Here is a 16,060-nt window from a genome sequence, read left to right as displayed (position 1 = left end):
CATGAATACATGTCTCAGGATTTTTTGTGTTATTTAGAATTTTTATTATAAAACGTTATAAGCTGTAACAATTTCTTCAATTAACTTGTCGTCAATTTTAGCATACTGTTTTAAGAATGCTTCAATACCATTTGATTGAATGTAATTGTTCTTTTCTACAGTTTCTGAGTCATCAGCATCATCATATTTTAATAATAATGCTGCAGTTTTTACGAGACCGTCACGTTTTAAGTTATTTTGGTATAAATAGTTTAAAGGTTTTATGATGCGATCTTGAGGACCTATTTTACGGAGTGTCCCACGACCGACTCTCGTTACTTCGTCTGAAAGATGAGGATTTTTAAAACGATCAATAATTTTATCTACATATTGTGCTTGAGCTTCTTCAGTAAAGTTAAATTTAGTTGTAATGTATTGGCTCGTTTCTTCTAATACTTCTTTTAACCCTTGTTGAATCATATGATCATTAACGGCATCAAGTACCGTTTGTTTCTGATGATAACGGCCTGCATAAGCTAAATAAGCATGACCTGTATTAACAGTTAATAACTTTCGTTCAATATATGGCGTTAAATCATCAACGTATTTGATGTGATCTAATTCAGGACCATACCACGCATCTCTTTCCACGACCCATTCAAAGAAAGGTTCAACCATAACATCTAATGCGTTGTCATTTTTTTGAATCGGAACAATTCTGTCAACTGCTGAATTAGCAAAATGAATATGCTCTCCGAGTGGTCCTGTAATATCTAGAATGGCTTTTTTTAATGTATTTGTAGCCATAATAGCATTTTCACAAGCCACAATATTCACAGGTGTTTCTTTCTCTAATAAAAATGGTGCAAACGTCTTGGCTATAATAGGTAGAATATTTACACCGACAGCTGTTGTAATAATATCCGCTTCTAATACTGCTTGCTTAAGGCTGTCTGTTGGTTTTGCAGAATTAATCGCACTAACATTATGCACGCGCGTCGTAGTCTGCGCTTCGTCAGCGAGTATGACATCATATTCGTGTTGTTGGTCTAGTTGATTTATAACGGATTCATTAACATCTGCAAATGTTACTTTAACGTTGTTGTCTGCAAGAATGTAGCCGATAAAACCTCGACCAATATTGCCAGCTCCAAAATGTAATGCTTTCATTAAGCTTCAGCCTCCTCAAAGACTTGTTTGATTTCTTCAGCAGATGAAGCATTAACAATGCGTTCCACATTTTCTTCTTCACTAAATGTAATGGCAATCTTTGATAATAGATCTAAATGTTCTCCATCTTTACCAGCGATACCAACAACGACTTTAACTTCTTCGCCGTCCCAATCAATACCTTGAGGGATTTGAACTAAAGTTAAACCTGATTGTAAGACGCTTGATTTCGCATCATCAGTTCCATGAGGGATAGCTAAGCCATTACCCATAAACGTAGAAACAACTTGCTCACGTTCTTTCATAGCTTGAATGTAATCCTCTGTTACAGCGCCACTTTGTACAAGTGCTTGTCCTGCTTTTTCGATAGCTTCGTTTTGATCTTTGATTTCTTGGTTGATAAAGATATTTTCATTACTAAATAGTTCTGACATTTAAATTCACTCCATTGTTAAATTTGTTTTGAGTTGGTTAAGATATTGCTGTTGTAATATCTCAGTGATATGTTCTTTCTTTGTTAAGAATTGATCGAGATTGTCTAAATGTTCCACTAATGATTCAGATAGGGCACTTACCATTTGTGCCAATGTTTCACTAGGTGGTATAAACATATTGATTAAATATTTAATCTTAACTTCGCCATTTTGACCGTCATGAAACTCAATCGGTTCATTTAAAATAGTGATTAATATAAGTGGTTTCAAAATGATTTCACTTTTTAAATGAGGCATTAATATAGGATACGGGTCTAATGTGAACCATCGATGTAATACAATTTGTTTCATACGTTCAGCGAATGACGTTGTATCTGCTATTACTTCTTGTTGATAGAGGTTGTCTGTAATATAGTCTAGCCAGTCTTGAGATAAACTAATATGTTCAATGTTGACATTATCGATTAAAGTTAAACCTATACGAATTTCATTCATCACGTCATCAATATTAGTTGTAATTGAATCAGTTGGGAATGTTTGAGTCGGATTTAATGATTTAGGTTGTTGGTTATTTAATAAAGTAGTGACGTGGTTAATGTCAGTTTCTGGTAACAAGGGATTTACAGTAATATACGGTTCGTTAATATCAAGGTCAACTGTAGAAATGATAGCGTCAAAAGCTTGAAGGTCGAGTTGGTTTAAATCACCAACAGATGCTTGCTTTATCGAATTGATATCAGTAAATGCTTGTGTTAAGCGTGACGCTAGCAACCGACTTGTGCCTATACCACTACTACAAACGACGAGTAAATTGTATTGTGCTGTTCTTTGAGTTTTAAGTGCGCCGCCAAAGTGCAAGACGATAAATGCAATCTCACTGTCTGGAAAATCAAAATCAGGCCAAGTTTTTTCCAAAGATAGGGCAACACTGTGGAATAAATCATTATATTTTTGCTTAATCATTTCAGTCATTGGATTATACGTTTCGATATTCGCTTTTAACCGATTAATCGCAGGGATGATATGCAGTGTTAATCCTTGTGTTAAAGCGGGTTTATCATAAAATGCGAGACCCGTATCTGAGATCACAAAGTCGATGAATGTTGTGATACGTTCTTCGTCGTTATCATCGTTTACTATTTCGTTCGCATTTTTACGTTTAGCCCCACGAAGGTGAATAGTAATAAATGTAATTTCAGCTTCTGTGAATTGCACACCATAGATGTGCTCTAATTGGAGTGCTAAAGCTGTGGCAACTTTATATTCTAAAGTATTGTTTACATCATGATAAATGTCTTTGTTAATAGCTACGTATTCATTATTGAGCATACGATCAATGCTAAGTACGATATGCACTGTTAATGATAGATAGCTTGATTCAGTCAAAGCGTATGGTAATTGATCTAGAAAGTCCATTAGCATACGTTCAACTTCGAAAATCTTTTCTATATCCACCATAGATAACTGGGCATCATTTATCGAGTGATATACAAAATGGTTTTCAATAACTGAATAAACACTTGTACTATTTAAATTATTAACCATTAATTGACTGAGTAATTCTCTCTTTTTAGATTCAGCGCCACTTAAATGAATACCTTCTCCTCGTTTCTTATGGAGCTGTAGTTGATATCTTTCTAAGGAACGCTCTAATGAATCAAGCAGCTTGGTTAAGGTTTGATTTGAAACCCCCATTTCATGTGCTAAGCTGTATTGTTTGATAGGGGATTTTGTTTGAATAAGTGCATAGAGTATTGCAACTTTTTGTTCTTCCTCAGATAAATCTACAGTACTTTGATTTTGGATTGCGCTTTTTAATGCATTTATCGCTTGGTTATCACCAGTGAGTTGAATACCTTTTTTGTTTACACGTCGTAACTGGACGGCGTATTTATCTAAAAACGATTCAAGGGATTTTAGTTCTCTATGAACAGTACGGGAGGACACACCTAAATGATGTGCAATGTCATATATTTTTACAAAGTTACTCTGGTATTTTAATAGCATTTCAATAATACCTTTTTCTCGAGTACTTAATAACATTATTCTCCCTCCCATATTATGTTCATGTTAAAAATTATTTATTTTTTAGGTTTTCTAGCAATTCATCATATCTTGGAGAATTTAAAAAGTTATCTACTGAAATATGGATTGCATTTGGTGATTGTTTAATTGCTCTGTCAGTTAGTTTCTTTTGAGTAATAACGAGTTGTGCATCTTCTGATAATTGGTTAATTGCTGTATTTGATACATCTACGTTTTGAATATCAGCTTTTTTGAATTTATTACGTAACATGCTTGCTCCCATAGCACTTGAACCCATACCAGCATCACACGCAAAGATAACGTGATTAACGTTGCTATAATCGTGTGCGTCAACGTTTTCAGTATCATAATTGTCTAGAAGATCCTCTGAATCATCTTCTTCCTGGCTATTAGTACTTTGTGCTGCAGTTGTACCAGCAGCTGTAGTCGTAGCCTTATCTTGTTCATTCCCTTTTAATTTAGATGATACACTTGATTTTTTACCTTTCGTTGCTTCCATTTTAGCAGTGGCAGCTTCTAAATCTTGTTTAGGTTCTTTCGTGAATTTTAAAATTAATGAAGCAACAATAAATGATACAAGGGCAGCTAACAGTACACCTAGAATCATAGTTAAATAATCACCTTTAGGTGTATTGATAATATATACGATAAATGAACCAGGTGATGCCGGACTCTTGAACCCGAAATCAAGCAATGAATAAGTTGCTACGCCTGTCATACCACCTAAGATTACGGCGATAAATAATAATGGTCTCATTAAAACATATGGGAAATAAATTTCATGGATACCACCGAAGAAATGGATAATACCAGCACCATATGAAGTCGCTTTAGCAGTACCTTTCCCAAAGATCATATATGCAACTAAAATACCTAAACCAGGTCCAGGGTTTGATTCGATTGTGTAAAGGATTGATTTTCCAGCTGAAGCAGCTTGGTCCGCACCTAGTGGTGTGAACACACCATGGTTAATTGCGTTATTTAAAAATACAATTTTTGCTGGTTCAACAAGAATACTTACTAGTGGTAATAAATGCGCATGTACTAAACCACCTACTGCGAGAGAAAGTATATGCATAATAAATGACATAATTGGCGCAAGAATCTTAAATCCTACGAGTGTCATAATAAAACCAAGGATACCTGCTGAAAAGTTATTGAATAACATTTCAAAGCCTTGTGGCGTTCTTGGTTGTATAAATTGGTCTGTTTTTTTCATTAACCAACCGACAAGTGGTCCCATAATCATTGCTCCAAGTAACATTGTTGTCTGGTAGAGCAACGATAACACCCATTGTAGCAACGGCTGCAATAATACCTCCACGCATTTCATGGATTAAACGTCCACCACTATATGCGATAAGTAAAGGTATTAAATAAGAAATCATTGGAGAGGCTAGCTCACCTAACTCTTTATTAGGCCACCAACCACCTTTAATAAATATTGATGCGATTAAGCCCCATGCTATAAAAGCCCCAATATTTGGCATAATCATACTACTTAAAAATGACCCGAAGGCTTGAACTTTGCGTCCGAGTCCTTTATTTTCTGCTGTTTCTGTTTGTGACATAACTTTTGCCCCCTTTAAATATTTATTTTATATACTAAATTTTAAGGTGTTTTGTTAATGAGAACAATATAAAGTAGTTTCCGATTTGGCACGATTAATATGACAATCGTAAAGTAAGTCGATTACAGTATATATAGTAGAAAGTGATATTGACGCGTTATATTGGGTAAAATGGAACTTTATTTTATTTGCAATGAGAGTTGAGCGCATTGTACAATAGAAAGTATTGATGGAAAGGAGGGAATAATAGCAAAAAAGGTAATCAAAGCGCCTGTGCAAGTAGGTTGATATGTTGAACATTTAAGGTTTAAAACAGAAATCTTAATAGATATGTTAATTGTACTTGTAGACGAGGAGGATAGTTATCGAATCATCGGCGGATGCTATCCCGGATGTGGCTCATTCGACAACTTATTAAGTAAAACATTAGGGCAACCTAGTGCACAAAGTTAATAAGCTAGCCAATGAATATAAAGTAATATGGTTCATAGAAGGTCTTAAGTTACTAAATGACAATGACTGAGACATAATGAAACATTGTATGAGCGTATATAAACAATGTTTTGTTGCTATATGATTTTCTGTGAATACTGTAGATGGAGGTTAATATTAATATGTGCGGAATTGTAGGATATATCGGGCAAGATAATGCCAAAGAATTATTATTAAAAGGTTTAGAAAAATTAGAATATAGAGGTTATGATTCAGCTGGGATTGCAGTAGTTAATGAATCAGGTACTTCAGTATCAAAGGCGAAAGGACGCATTTCAGAACTTAGAAAGGTTGCAGAAGCAGATGATCAAGATGGTACGTTAGGTATTGGTCATACACGTTGGGCAACACATGGTGTACCTAATTATGAAAACTCTCACCCACATCAATCAGCTTCAAAGCGTTTCACTTTAGTACACAATGGTGTAATTGAAAACTATGAAGAGCTTAAGAACGAATATTTAAGCGACATTACTTTCATCTCTGAAACTGATACGGAAGTTATCGTTCAATTAGTTGAGCATTTTTCAAATGAAGGTCTTTCAACTGAAGATGCCTTCACAAAAGTAATCTCTTTATTAGAAGGTTCTTATGCTTTAGGTTTAATCGATAATGAAGATGAAGATAAGATTTTCGTAGCTAAAAACAAATCACCACTATTAATCGGTGTAGGAGACGACTTTAATGTTATCGCTTCAGATGCGATTGCGATGTTACAAGTTACAAATCAGTATAAAGAAATTCACGATCATGAAATCGTAATTGTTAAACGTGATGACGTTGTTATTAAAACACTTGAAGGTGAAGTTCAAGAAAGAGAATCATATACGGCTCAAATCGATGCAGCAGATGCTGAAAAAGGCGTATACGATCACTATATGTTAAAAGAAATTCACGAACAACCAGCTGTTATGCGTCGTATTATTCAAGAATACCAAGATGAAAATGGAAACTTGAAGATGGATTCAAGCATCATTAAAGATGTGGCAGAAGCAGACCGTATTTATGTTATTGCGGCTGGTACAAGTTACCACGCTGGTTTAGTCGGCAAAGAGTTCATTGAAAAATGGGCAGGCGTGCCAACTGAGGTACATGTAGCTTCAGAGTTCGTATACAATATGCCATTATTATCTGAAAAACCATTATTCATCTTTATTTCTCAATCAGGTGAAACAGCAGATAGTCGTGCAGTATTAGTTGAAACAAATAAATTAGGTCATAAATCATTAACGATCACAAATGTTGCAGGTTCAACACTGTCACGTGAAGCGGATCATACTTTATTATTACATGCAGGTCCAGAAATCGCGGTTGCATCTACTAAAGCTTACACAGCACAAATCGCTGTTTTATCTATTCTTTCTCAAATCGTTGCGAAAGAGCACAAGAGAGAAGCAGATGTTGATTTACTTCGTGAATTAGCTAAAGTAACAACAGCTATCGAAGCAATTGTAGACGATGCTGAAGTTATGGAACAAATTGCAACTGATTTCTTAGAAACAACGCGCAATGCATTCTTTATTGGTCGTACAATCGACTACAATGTAAGTTTAGAAGGTTCATTAAAACTGAAAGAAATTTCATATATTCAAGCAGAAGGCTTTGCTGGGGGCGAGTTAAAACACGGTACAATTGCCTTGATTGAAGATGGAACACCAGTAATTGCACTTGCTACACAAGAAAATGTAAACCTTTCAATCCGTGGTAACGTGAAAGAAGTTGTAGCTCGTGGCGCTAATCCATGTATTATTTCAATGAATGGATTAAACAAAGATGGTGACACTTACGTGATCCCGCAAGTACATGAGTTATTAACGCCATTAGTTTCAGTAGTAACTTTACAATTAATCTCTTACTACGCAGCGTTACACAGAGATTTAGATGTTGATAAACCACGTAACCTTGCTAAATCAGTAACGGTTGAATAAACGAATTTAATCAAATGTATATCACAGCTAATCGGTTCTTTTTGAACCGGTTAGCTTCTTTTATTTATTTAAAAAGTTATCTTTACGTTCGTTATATTTTTTAGATAATGTACGTTCACCATTGAAATCTTTGTCGTGCATTTAAAAGTTAATTATGATTGAATAAATAAGTACAATAACAATTGAGATATTAAGGAGGATTTAAAATGGCCGAGCTAAAAATTTATAAAATGTCATTTGCGAAGGTATACCCACTTTTAGTAAAGAAAGTTGAAAAAAAGGGAAGAACTGAAGCTGAATTAAAGGAATTGATTTTTTGGTTAACGGGGTATAATGAATCACAATTAGAAACTTTATTGGACGAAGAAGTTGACTATGAGACCTTTATAAATCAAGCGCCACAACTCAATCCTCATCGAGAATATGTTACCGGTGTCATTTGTGGCACGCGTGTGGAGGAGATGGAGCCTTCTACGATGAAAGAAATTCGCTATTTGGATAAAATGGTAGACGAACTTGCTAAAGGAAAGGCAATGTCTAAGATTTTTAGAGAAGATAAAATTTAAGTCATGAAATAAGGTGAGCTTATGCTAATAAAATTGGAGAACGTGTCCCGTCAGAAACATGGTAATTTGATTATTAATGATGTCAGTTGGCAAATTGACCAAGGAGAAAAATGGTTGCTGTATGGTTTAAATGGGGCAGGGAAAACAACATTATTAAATATAATGAACGTATATGAACCCATAACATCAGGAGAAATCACACTTTTTGGCAAACAGCCTGGAACGAAAGGATATTCTGCAGATATTGTAAGAGATAACATTGGATTTGTTTCTAATAGTTTAATGAACAGATTTCAAGAAGGAGAAAAAGTGATTGACGTCGTGTTGAGTGGGTTGTTCAAATCCATTGGCTTATTTCAACACGTCAATAATGATCAAATTGAATTGGCACGAAAACAATTGGAAGCAATAGGCATGGAAGAGTTCGAAAATCAGTATTATGGTTATTTATCGACTGGCGAACGACAAAAGGTGTTAATTGCTAGAGCAATGATGACACGACCGAAATTATTAATATTAGATGAACCTGCGTCTGGTTTAGATTTTATTACACGTGAAGATTTATTAAATTCCTTGGAGGAAATGTTTGAACAACATCCTGAATTGGCAGTCATCTACGTTACACATTTTATTGAGGAAATAACCCCAGCTTTTAAAAAAGGTTTTCTACTCAAAGATGGGGTATGTTATAAACAAGGCAATTTAATAGATATTATGAACAGTCATACATTAAGTGATTATTTTAATAGAGAAGTTATTTTAAATAAACAATATCAACGCTATTCACTATTTTTAAAAGATAAATGACGATATCTTTAGCTGAAATGAGAGAGGAAGTTCTTATGGATAATATAGAAGCAATTTTTCTTGATATGGATGGTACTTTATTACATAAAGATAATAAAGTAGATTTAGAAACAACAAAAGTGATTCAACAAGTGAGAGGACGCGGGTATAAAGTATTTTTAGCAACGGGGCGTGCTCATGATGAAATTCGCAATTTAATCCCATCGACATTTGAAGTAGATGGCATCATTAGTTCAAATGGTACATTAGGGAAAGTTAATGATGAGACGATTTTTAAACATAGTTTAGATTTCATTACAGTTGATAAAATAGTAGCGCGAGCGCAAGAACAAAACATCTATTATGAGGTATTTCCATTTGATCAAAATAGAATCATTCTAGAAAAGGACAAAGAATGGACGACTGAATTATTTGAAAATGACACTCCACCTGGTGATGTAAGTGAAAGTGAGTGGGCGTCTAGACGAGAGTCTATAAGTGAAAAGGTGGATTGGGTTTCAAGAATACCAGACACCCATTTTTCAAAAATTTATTTATTCTCACCTGAATACAGTAAAATTGCTCGATTTCGTGAAACACTAGCAAACGAGCAAGAAGACTTACGTATAAGTATTTCTAATTCATCGCGCTTTAATGCAGAAACAATGGCTTATAAAAAAGATAAAGGTACAGGTATTAAGGAAATGATTGATCATTTTAATATACCACAAGCATCAACGCTCGTGATGGGTGATAGTGATAATGATAGATCTATGTTTGCATTTGGTGGTTATACGATAGCGATGAAGAATGCTCGTCCTGAAATACAGGCATTGACTGATGATGTAACTACATTTACTAATGAAGAGAACGGTGTGGCCAAGTACTTAAGTGAACATTTTTTATAATTTAAGTAATACGTCAAAAAAAACAGTGTTCCCACAAAGTTTTCCCCTTCGAAAATAGGATATAAAGATAGCCACCCCATAAGATTGAAGTCATCTTTTGGGGTGGCTTTTTTCTAGGATGTTACCTAGCGTTTCTATTTAATTATTGATCTGATTTTTTAACAGAATCTTTTAAATCATGTGCTTTATTTTGACCAGATTCTTTTAATTCATCAGCTTTCTCATTAAATGATGAATTTGTATGTTCTTTGTTGTCTTTAGTATGATCTTTTGATGTCATGTCATCTTTGATGTCTTGTGATTTGTCTTTTAATTGAGACTTTTTATTTGTGTTCTTGTTGCCTTTTTTACCTTTACTTGTTTCTAATTTTTCACCATCACGATTGAAATATTGAACAATAGCTAAAGTATTTAGATAGTAAATTAAAATACGAGCAATTATTACAACGATTGATAATACAGTAACTATTACGTTAGCAAGTGTTTGTGACATATTTCCTGTGAAAATAGAAATTAATTGACTAATTGGAGATGCTAATATGATAGCGATTAAGTTCAATAGTAATAAACCGATAAAGAATTTGAACCAAGTTTTTCTACCGTTTTTAATAGCTTTGAATCCACGTTTTAATTTAGCCCAAGCACCTTTTGAAGGGTCTTTAATTGAAGCTAAAATGGTATTGATAACAAGTGTAATTAAGAACCAAATTACAAATGATTGGATAAATAATACTAATGTTGCAAAAATGATTTGCATTGTTAGTGAAATGCCTAAAGCATGATCTGAACTACTAATTGGTCCTTGTAATACTGTAAATAATTTAACAACACCGAAGTTTAATAGTTTTGATATTAACAAGTTAATAATCATTAAAACAATGATTGTTAATAGTACGACAAATGAAAGTTTCAAGTTTTTAAGATAATGGCCTTTTTTAAAGCCGGCAAAAATATCAGTGAATTTAACCGGTTCTTTATTTATGGCTTTATCTATCGCATATATAATTCCTACGATTAACGGGAATAGAACCAATGCAAAAATTAATATTGGAATAAGGATTGATAGTACAGTCGTAATTATTGGTCCTACTAATGACTGTTTCATCATCGCTGACAGCATTATTTTTTGTATTGCTGCTTGGATAGGTATCATTGATAAAGCTAATAATACATAAACAATGATAAAACCAATAAATGAAAATAATAAAAGTTTACCATTTTGTTTCTTTGTATTTTGTAATGCTAATTTATGAAAGTTAAACAAATTTTAAGCACTCCTTTTTGATGATAAGATTACGATATCAAAAATATAGACATTTTCAAATTAATAGCTAACAAAATTACTACAAAATGTTAAAATATTTCTGTGAATAAGATAAAATGAAAGGAGATTTCATCATGAAATTTGCAATTATTACAGACGTTCATGGCAACTTTGATGCATTAGAGGCAGTACTCGATGACATTGATAGTAGGAATGATATAGAAACGATTTACAACTTGGGAGATAATATTGGTGTTGGACATGAAACAAATAAAGTTTTAGACGCAATATTTGACCGAGACGATATGGAAATTATTGCAGGTAATCATGATGAGGCAATTATGTCATTAGTTAATGACACTCCTTACCCTGAAGATTTAAAAGATAAGTTTTATGAACATCATCAATGGATTGAAAGTCATTTAGATGAGGATTATTACGATCGTTTAAATCAATTACCTCGTAAAATTGAAAAATCAATAAATCAACGCAAATTATTATTTATTCATTATGAAATTAGTAATGATAAATTAAATACCCCGATCGATGGTATTCCATTTAGCCCGATTGTAGAACCAACTGAGAACAATATGACACAGCTATTTTCCGATAAAGATGCTGATTTCATAGCGTTTGGTCATAATCATACTGTACATTTATTTGATGATAAATCGACAATTGATTTTAATCCTGGTGCAGTAGGTTTAAATAATGGATCATATGCTGTATATGGAATTGTAACGATAAATGGTAACGAAATTGATGTAGAACGTGTGAAAGTACCTTATGATAATGAAGAATTTCTTCGTGGCTATGATGAAAAGCAAGTACCAGGAAAGGATTTAATTTTTGATAAATTCTTATAAAAAGTTCGCTTTTGTTATCGATACTAAATGACGGAAGTTGACCGTCGTAATTCGATCGACCCATATGTCACTTGCGTTTAGAAGCATTTAAGTCCCAAATACAAAATACGATATATTCATATAAAAATAGCCAACGCTAAAGATGGATTAATACCTCTTTGACGTTGGCTTTTTGGTATTTTTGTTAGGAACTTATTAATGTTGGTGCGCTTTATGGTCATCTATAGAAGTGCATAAAGTCTCATCCCCATGATCATGATCAGCGGTTTCGAGTTGAATGGTCATGTGATGAATATTTAAATGACCCAATCGATGTTCAAGTTGCTTTAATATGGTTTCACATTGAGTGACCGATAATGAATGTGGTACAACCGCATGGCAACTTAAGGCGTTTAATTCGTTTGAAATTGACCAAATGTGACAATCGTGGACATCTTGAACATGTGGCTCACTTGTAATTGTTTCAATGACATGGATCATATCGACATCGTTCGGTGCACCTTCCATTAAAATATTGATCGATGACGACAATATTCCCCAGCTACTTTTAATAATAAGTAATGAAACGATTAAACTTGCAATAGGGTCAGCATACGTGAAATTGAAAGCCCAAATTAAGAGTGCTGCGATGATGGCACCTACTGATCCTAATAAATCCCCGATGACATGAAGGAAAGCACCACGCATGTTGATATTATGTGTCGTATCACTACCTCTAAACATTAAAAATGCGACAATGATATTTACGATCAAACCTAATATGCTTATCAGGAACATTTCAGAAGAATTCACATCTTGGGGTTTGAAAAATCGACTAATTGATTCATAGATAATAAATAAACCGGTTACGAATAGCGTAACACCATTAAATAAAGCAGCTAATATTTCGAAACGTTTATAACCGAATGTCTTACGAATCGTAGCATGTTTTTCAGCATAAATAAAGGCGAATAATGCAACGCCGAGTGATACAGTGTCACTAAACATATGCAATCCGTCAGATAATAAAGCTAAACTATTGGATAGAAAACCTCCAACAATTTCAATAATCATAAACAAACCAATAATTAAAAAACTTATAAGTAATACCTTTTTGTTATTGGTGTGCACGTGATGGTGATCATGTGAATGATGTTCTGACATCAGTATTCATCTCCTTTTAATTATGGCTAGCATGATGTATTGCTTGGTGTAAGAGGGTAGATACATGTGTATCATCAAGTGAATAAATCATAGTTTGTCCATCACGCTCAGCTTTCACTAATTGTGCTTGCTTTAAAATTCTTAATTGATGGGAAACATTCGATTGATTTAAATTTAATGCATTCGCAATATGACCGACGCTATCATTACCTTCAGCTAAGTAGTGCAGAATTCGAATACGATTTGCATCACTTAAAGCTTTAAAAATTTCAGAAACGCGATCTACTGTAGTTGGATTTAGTTCTTTAGCCATAGTAAACTCCTTATATTAATATATGAACATTTATTCATATATTAATATAACTTAAGTGAAATGTCAAAGTAAGCATATATGTTTTAATTCATTTACGTAGTGATAAAATTAAGTATATATAATAAAGGAGGTAGCAATATATGAGTATTCTTATTATTGGCGCTAACGGTGGCGTAGGGCAATTTCTAGTTGAGCAGTTAAAAGAGAGTGGAGAAACGTTTACAGCCGGCGTTCGCAAACAAGAACAAGTAGATGCTTTTAAAGAAAAAGATATAGATGCTACATTAATTGATGTTGAAGCGGATGATTTGTCAACATTAACTGATAAAATTAAAGGCTATGACAAAGTGATTTTCTCTGTTGGTTCTGGTGGTAAAACAGGCGCAGATAAAACTTTCTATGTAGACTTAGATGGGGCAATCAAAACAATTAAAGCAAGTGAAGAAAACAACGTTCAACAATATGTAATGGTTTCAACATATGATTCACGTAGAGAAGCTTTTGATGCAAGTGGAGACTTAAAACCATATACAATTGCTAAGCATTATGCAGATGAATATTTAAAACAAGCTAAAGTACCTTATACAATCGTCCATCCTGGTGGATTATTAGATGAAGCAGGTACAGGTAAAATTGAAATTGGACAATTCTTTGAAGGCAGAGGTACAATTCCTAGAGAAGATGTTGCCACTGTATTAAAAGAGGTCGTTACAACAGAGGGTTTCGACAATAAAGAATTCCAAATCATTAGTGGTGAGAAAGAAATTCCACAAGCATTAACAAACGTTAAATAAATTCAAATATCTGGATAAGAGACTAGGACACAAACGGTCATTGATAAATAGGCCAAGCCATTTCAACGTGTCTTAGTCTCTTTTTTTATCTATATTTGGATTTCTCTATATTAAATTTGGTATACTTGCCGGAAAGTATCTCATTTTTTCCGTTAAAAACATTCATTGATAATAGAAAAAACCCAAACTTTCCACAGTTTGGGTTTCGTAGCAAATTTTATTTGTTTGAAAAGATTAATAAACCTTTTCAAGTGCATAATTAATCATGTAATTACCTTATATATAGAGCCTTTGAGTCTCATTAATAACTCTATAATTATTATACTATTGCGTACAATTTGGAGCAAGCACTATTTTGGGTAATTTTACTCTTTTGAAGTGGTGTGACTTTAAAATGTATACTTTTAGTAAGCGAATATTAACAAATTGTTAGAAATACTTCATTTCATAGATTTGAGATATGATACAATCACTAATGTAAAAATAATATGATTGCAATTATACAAATTTAAAACATTACGAAATTAAGGAATAACGCATTATTTGAAAAATGTTTCTTTAGTTAACGGAGGTGCAATAATGGCTTTATTTTTAAAACCCATCTTTCATGAAAAGATATGGGGAGGAAACAAACTTGAATCATTGGGTTATGATTTGCCAAATGATCATATAGGAGAAGCTTGGGGGATTTCTGCACATCCTAATGGTAGTTGTGAAATCTTAAACGGTCCTTATAAAGGACAAAAGCTAGATCAAGTGTGGGCAGAACATAGAGAATTGTTTGGTGACTTTCCAAGTCAAGAATTCCCTTTACTCACTAAATTGATAGATGCGAAAGAAGCGATGTCTATCCACGTACATCCTGACGATGCGTATGCTTTTGAAAAAGAAAATGGTCAATTTGGTAAATCTGAATGCTGGTATATTATCGATGCTGAAAAAGACGCAGAAATCATTTATGGCTTAACTTCTACTTCAAAATCAGAAGCGTTAGAACAAATAGAGAATGGGCAATATGATAATGCATTTAATCGAATAAAAGTGCAACCGGGGGAATTCTACTTTATACCTGCAGGCATGGTACATTCAATTGGTGCGGGGATTTTAGCTTATGAAACGATGCAATCTTCTGATGTCACTTATCGTATTTACGATTATCATAGAGGGCAAGATGCACGTGCTTCTAGAACTTTAGATCTGAATAAAGCAAGAGATGTCATAGAAGTTAAAGATGAATCTTACAATATTGCTAAAGAAACAGAAATTATTGAAAATCATAAACGTACTCAACTCGAATCTAATGATTTCTTTACAATGGTTAAGTGGGAAATTTCTGGGACGTTAAATTACATGAAACCGAGAGAGTTTGTACTTGTATCTATACTTAAAGGAGAAGGTCAAGTTATTGTTGATGGGGATATATATTCCGTTAAGCAAGGTCAAAACTTTATTTTAACGTCAGATGATTTAGATACGATATTTGAAGGCGATTTTGAATTAATTATTAGCTATTTGTAATTTATAGTAGGAGTGAAAGGCAGTGTACAAATTTTTATATGTTGCATTAATATGTGGTTTACTTGCTGGGGCAGGAATTTTCCTGAAAATGCCACAATATCCAACGCTTGCAATACCAATGATTATTGCGGTGATTGGAATTATCGCTACAGTCGTTACGATTCCTAATAAGGAAATAAGTGGAATGTTGAAATTCGGAGGGATTTTAATCAATTTAATGCCGCTTTTAGGTGCATTTACGGTTGCACATTAATCAAAATACAAATTAATTGATTAAGCGAA

The 16,060-nt window shown here is 33.6% G+C and carries 14 protein-coding genes and 1 pseudogene; 8 read left to right on the top strand and 7 right to left on the bottom strand.

Going from position 1 to position 16,060, the window contains the following annotated elements; all coding sequences use genetic code 11:
- Nucleotides 1–45 precede the first annotated feature (45 nt).
- The 4 genes and pseudogenes from QQM35_RS00485 to QQM35_RS00470 all read right to left on the bottom strand — a co-directional run bounded on the left by QQM35_RS00485 (nt 46) and on the right by QQM35_RS00470 (nt 5,200).
- Nucleotides 46–1,149, bottom strand: coding sequence for a mannitol-1-phosphate 5-dehydrogenase (locus QQM35_RS00485; protein WP_251518149.1), 1,104 nt, complete (start codon nt 1,147–1,149; stop codon nt 46–48).
- On the bottom strand, nt 1,149–1,583 hold the full coding sequence (locus tag QQM35_RS00480) for a PTS sugar transporter subunit IIA (RefSeq protein WP_251518151.1): 435 nt from the start codon (nt 1,581–1,583) through the stop codon (nt 1,149–1,151). The genes QQM35_RS00485 and QQM35_RS00480 overlap by 1 nt, the downstream gene beginning before the upstream one ends.
- Nucleotides 1,584–1,589: 6 nt before the next feature.
- Nucleotides 1,590–3,626: a BglG family transcription antiterminator gene (locus QQM35_RS00475; protein WP_342610411.1), complete on the bottom strand. Its 2,037-nt coding sequence runs from the start codon at nt 3,624–3,626 to the stop codon at nt 1,590–1,592.
- A gap of 34 nt (nt 3,627–3,660) precedes the next feature.
- Nucleotides 3,661–5,200, bottom strand: a pseudogene (locus QQM35_RS00470) (PTS mannitol transporter subunit IICB).
- A gap of 614 nt (nt 5,201–5,814) precedes the next feature.
- Here QQM35_RS00470 and glmS point away from each other — a divergent pair.
- From glmS to QQM35_RS00450, 4 genes are all read left to right on the top strand, one after another.
- Entirely contained in the window at nt 5,815–7,620 is a 1,806-nt protein-coding gene (gene glmS / locus QQM35_RS00465; RefSeq protein ID WP_251518154.1) for a glutamine--fructose-6-phosphate transaminase (isomerizing), read from the top strand.
- Nucleotides 7,621–7,826: 206 nt separating this feature from the next.
- Nucleotides 7,827–8,186 (top strand): DUF2200 domain-containing protein, encoded by a 360-nt coding sequence (locus QQM35_RS00460; protein ID WP_251518155.1) that lies wholly within the window; start codon nt 7,827–7,829, stop codon nt 8,184–8,186.
- 21 nt (nt 8,187–8,207) lie between these two features.
- On the top strand, nt 8,208–8,993 hold the full coding sequence (locus QQM35_RS00455; RefSeq protein ID WP_251518157.1) for an ABC transporter ATP-binding protein: 786 nt from the start codon (nt 8,208–8,210) through the stop codon (nt 8,991–8,993).
- 35 nt (nt 8,994–9,028) lie between these two features.
- The gene (locus QQM35_RS00450; protein WP_342610410.1) at nt 9,029–9,880 is read left to right on the top strand and encodes an HAD family hydrolase; all 852 of its coding nucleotides are present in this window, start codon (nt 9,029–9,031) and stop codon (nt 9,878–9,880) included.
- 142 nt (nt 9,881–10,022) lie between these two features.
- Here QQM35_RS00450 and QQM35_RS00445 read toward each other — a convergent pair whose 3' ends face one another.
- Nucleotides 10,023–11,144 (bottom strand): DUF975 family protein, encoded by a 1,122-nt coding sequence (locus tag QQM35_RS00445; RefSeq protein WP_251518161.1) that lies wholly within the window; start codon nt 11,142–11,144, stop codon nt 10,023–10,025.
- Between the two features lie 134 nt (nt 11,145–11,278).
- On the opposite strand from QQM35_RS00445, the gene QQM35_RS00440 reads away from it, so the two are divergent.
- Complete coding sequence (locus tag QQM35_RS00440; RefSeq protein WP_251518163.1) at nt 11,279–12,010, top strand: metallophosphoesterase family protein; 732 nt, start codon at nt 11,279–11,281, stop codon at nt 12,008–12,010.
- Between the two features lie 195 nt (nt 12,011–12,205).
- Here the strand turns inward: QQM35_RS00440 and czrB are convergent, their stop codons facing one another.
- The gene (czrB, locus tag QQM35_RS00435; protein WP_251519057.1) at nt 12,206–13,159 is read right to left on the bottom strand and encodes a CDF family zinc efflux transporter CzrB; all 954 of its coding nucleotides are present in this window, start codon (nt 13,157–13,159) and stop codon (nt 12,206–12,208) included.
- A gap of 10 nt (nt 13,160–13,169) precedes the next feature.
- Nucleotides 13,170–13,466 (bottom strand): ArsR/SmtB family transcription factor, encoded by a 297-nt coding sequence (locus tag QQM35_RS00430; RefSeq protein ID WP_251518165.1) that lies wholly within the window; start codon nt 13,464–13,466, stop codon nt 13,170–13,172.
- 140 nt (nt 13,467–13,606) lie between these two features.
- Between QQM35_RS00430 and QQM35_RS00425 the strand changes: the two genes are divergently transcribed.
- The 3 genes from QQM35_RS00425 (at nt 13,607) to QQM35_RS00415 (ending at nt 16,031) form a co-directional block, all read left to right on the top strand.
- Complete coding sequence (locus tag QQM35_RS00425; protein WP_251518167.1) at nt 13,607–14,260, top strand: SDR family oxidoreductase; 654 nt, start codon at nt 13,607–13,609, stop codon at nt 14,258–14,260.
- 579 nt (nt 14,261–14,839) lie between these two features.
- The gene (gene manA, locus QQM35_RS00420; RefSeq protein WP_251942619.1) at nt 14,840–15,778 is read left to right on the top strand and encodes a mannose-6-phosphate isomerase, class I; all 939 of its coding nucleotides are present in this window, start codon (nt 14,840–14,842) and stop codon (nt 15,776–15,778) included.
- Between the two features lie 22 nt (nt 15,779–15,800).
- Nucleotides 15,801–16,031 carry a hypothetical protein gene (locus tag QQM35_RS00415; protein WP_251518171.1) on the top strand — a complete coding sequence of 77 codons (231 nt, stop codon included), beginning with the start codon at nt 15,801–15,803 and terminating at the stop codon, nt 16,029–16,031.
- Nucleotides 16,032–16,060 lie beyond the last annotated feature (29 nt).

The sequence above is a fragment of the Staphylococcus hsinchuensis genome, assembly GCF_038789205.1.
GTDB lineage: Bacteria > Bacillota > Bacilli > Staphylococcales > Staphylococcaceae > Staphylococcus > Staphylococcus hsinchuensis.
This window is presented reverse-complemented; position numbering and strand designations above follow the sequence as displayed.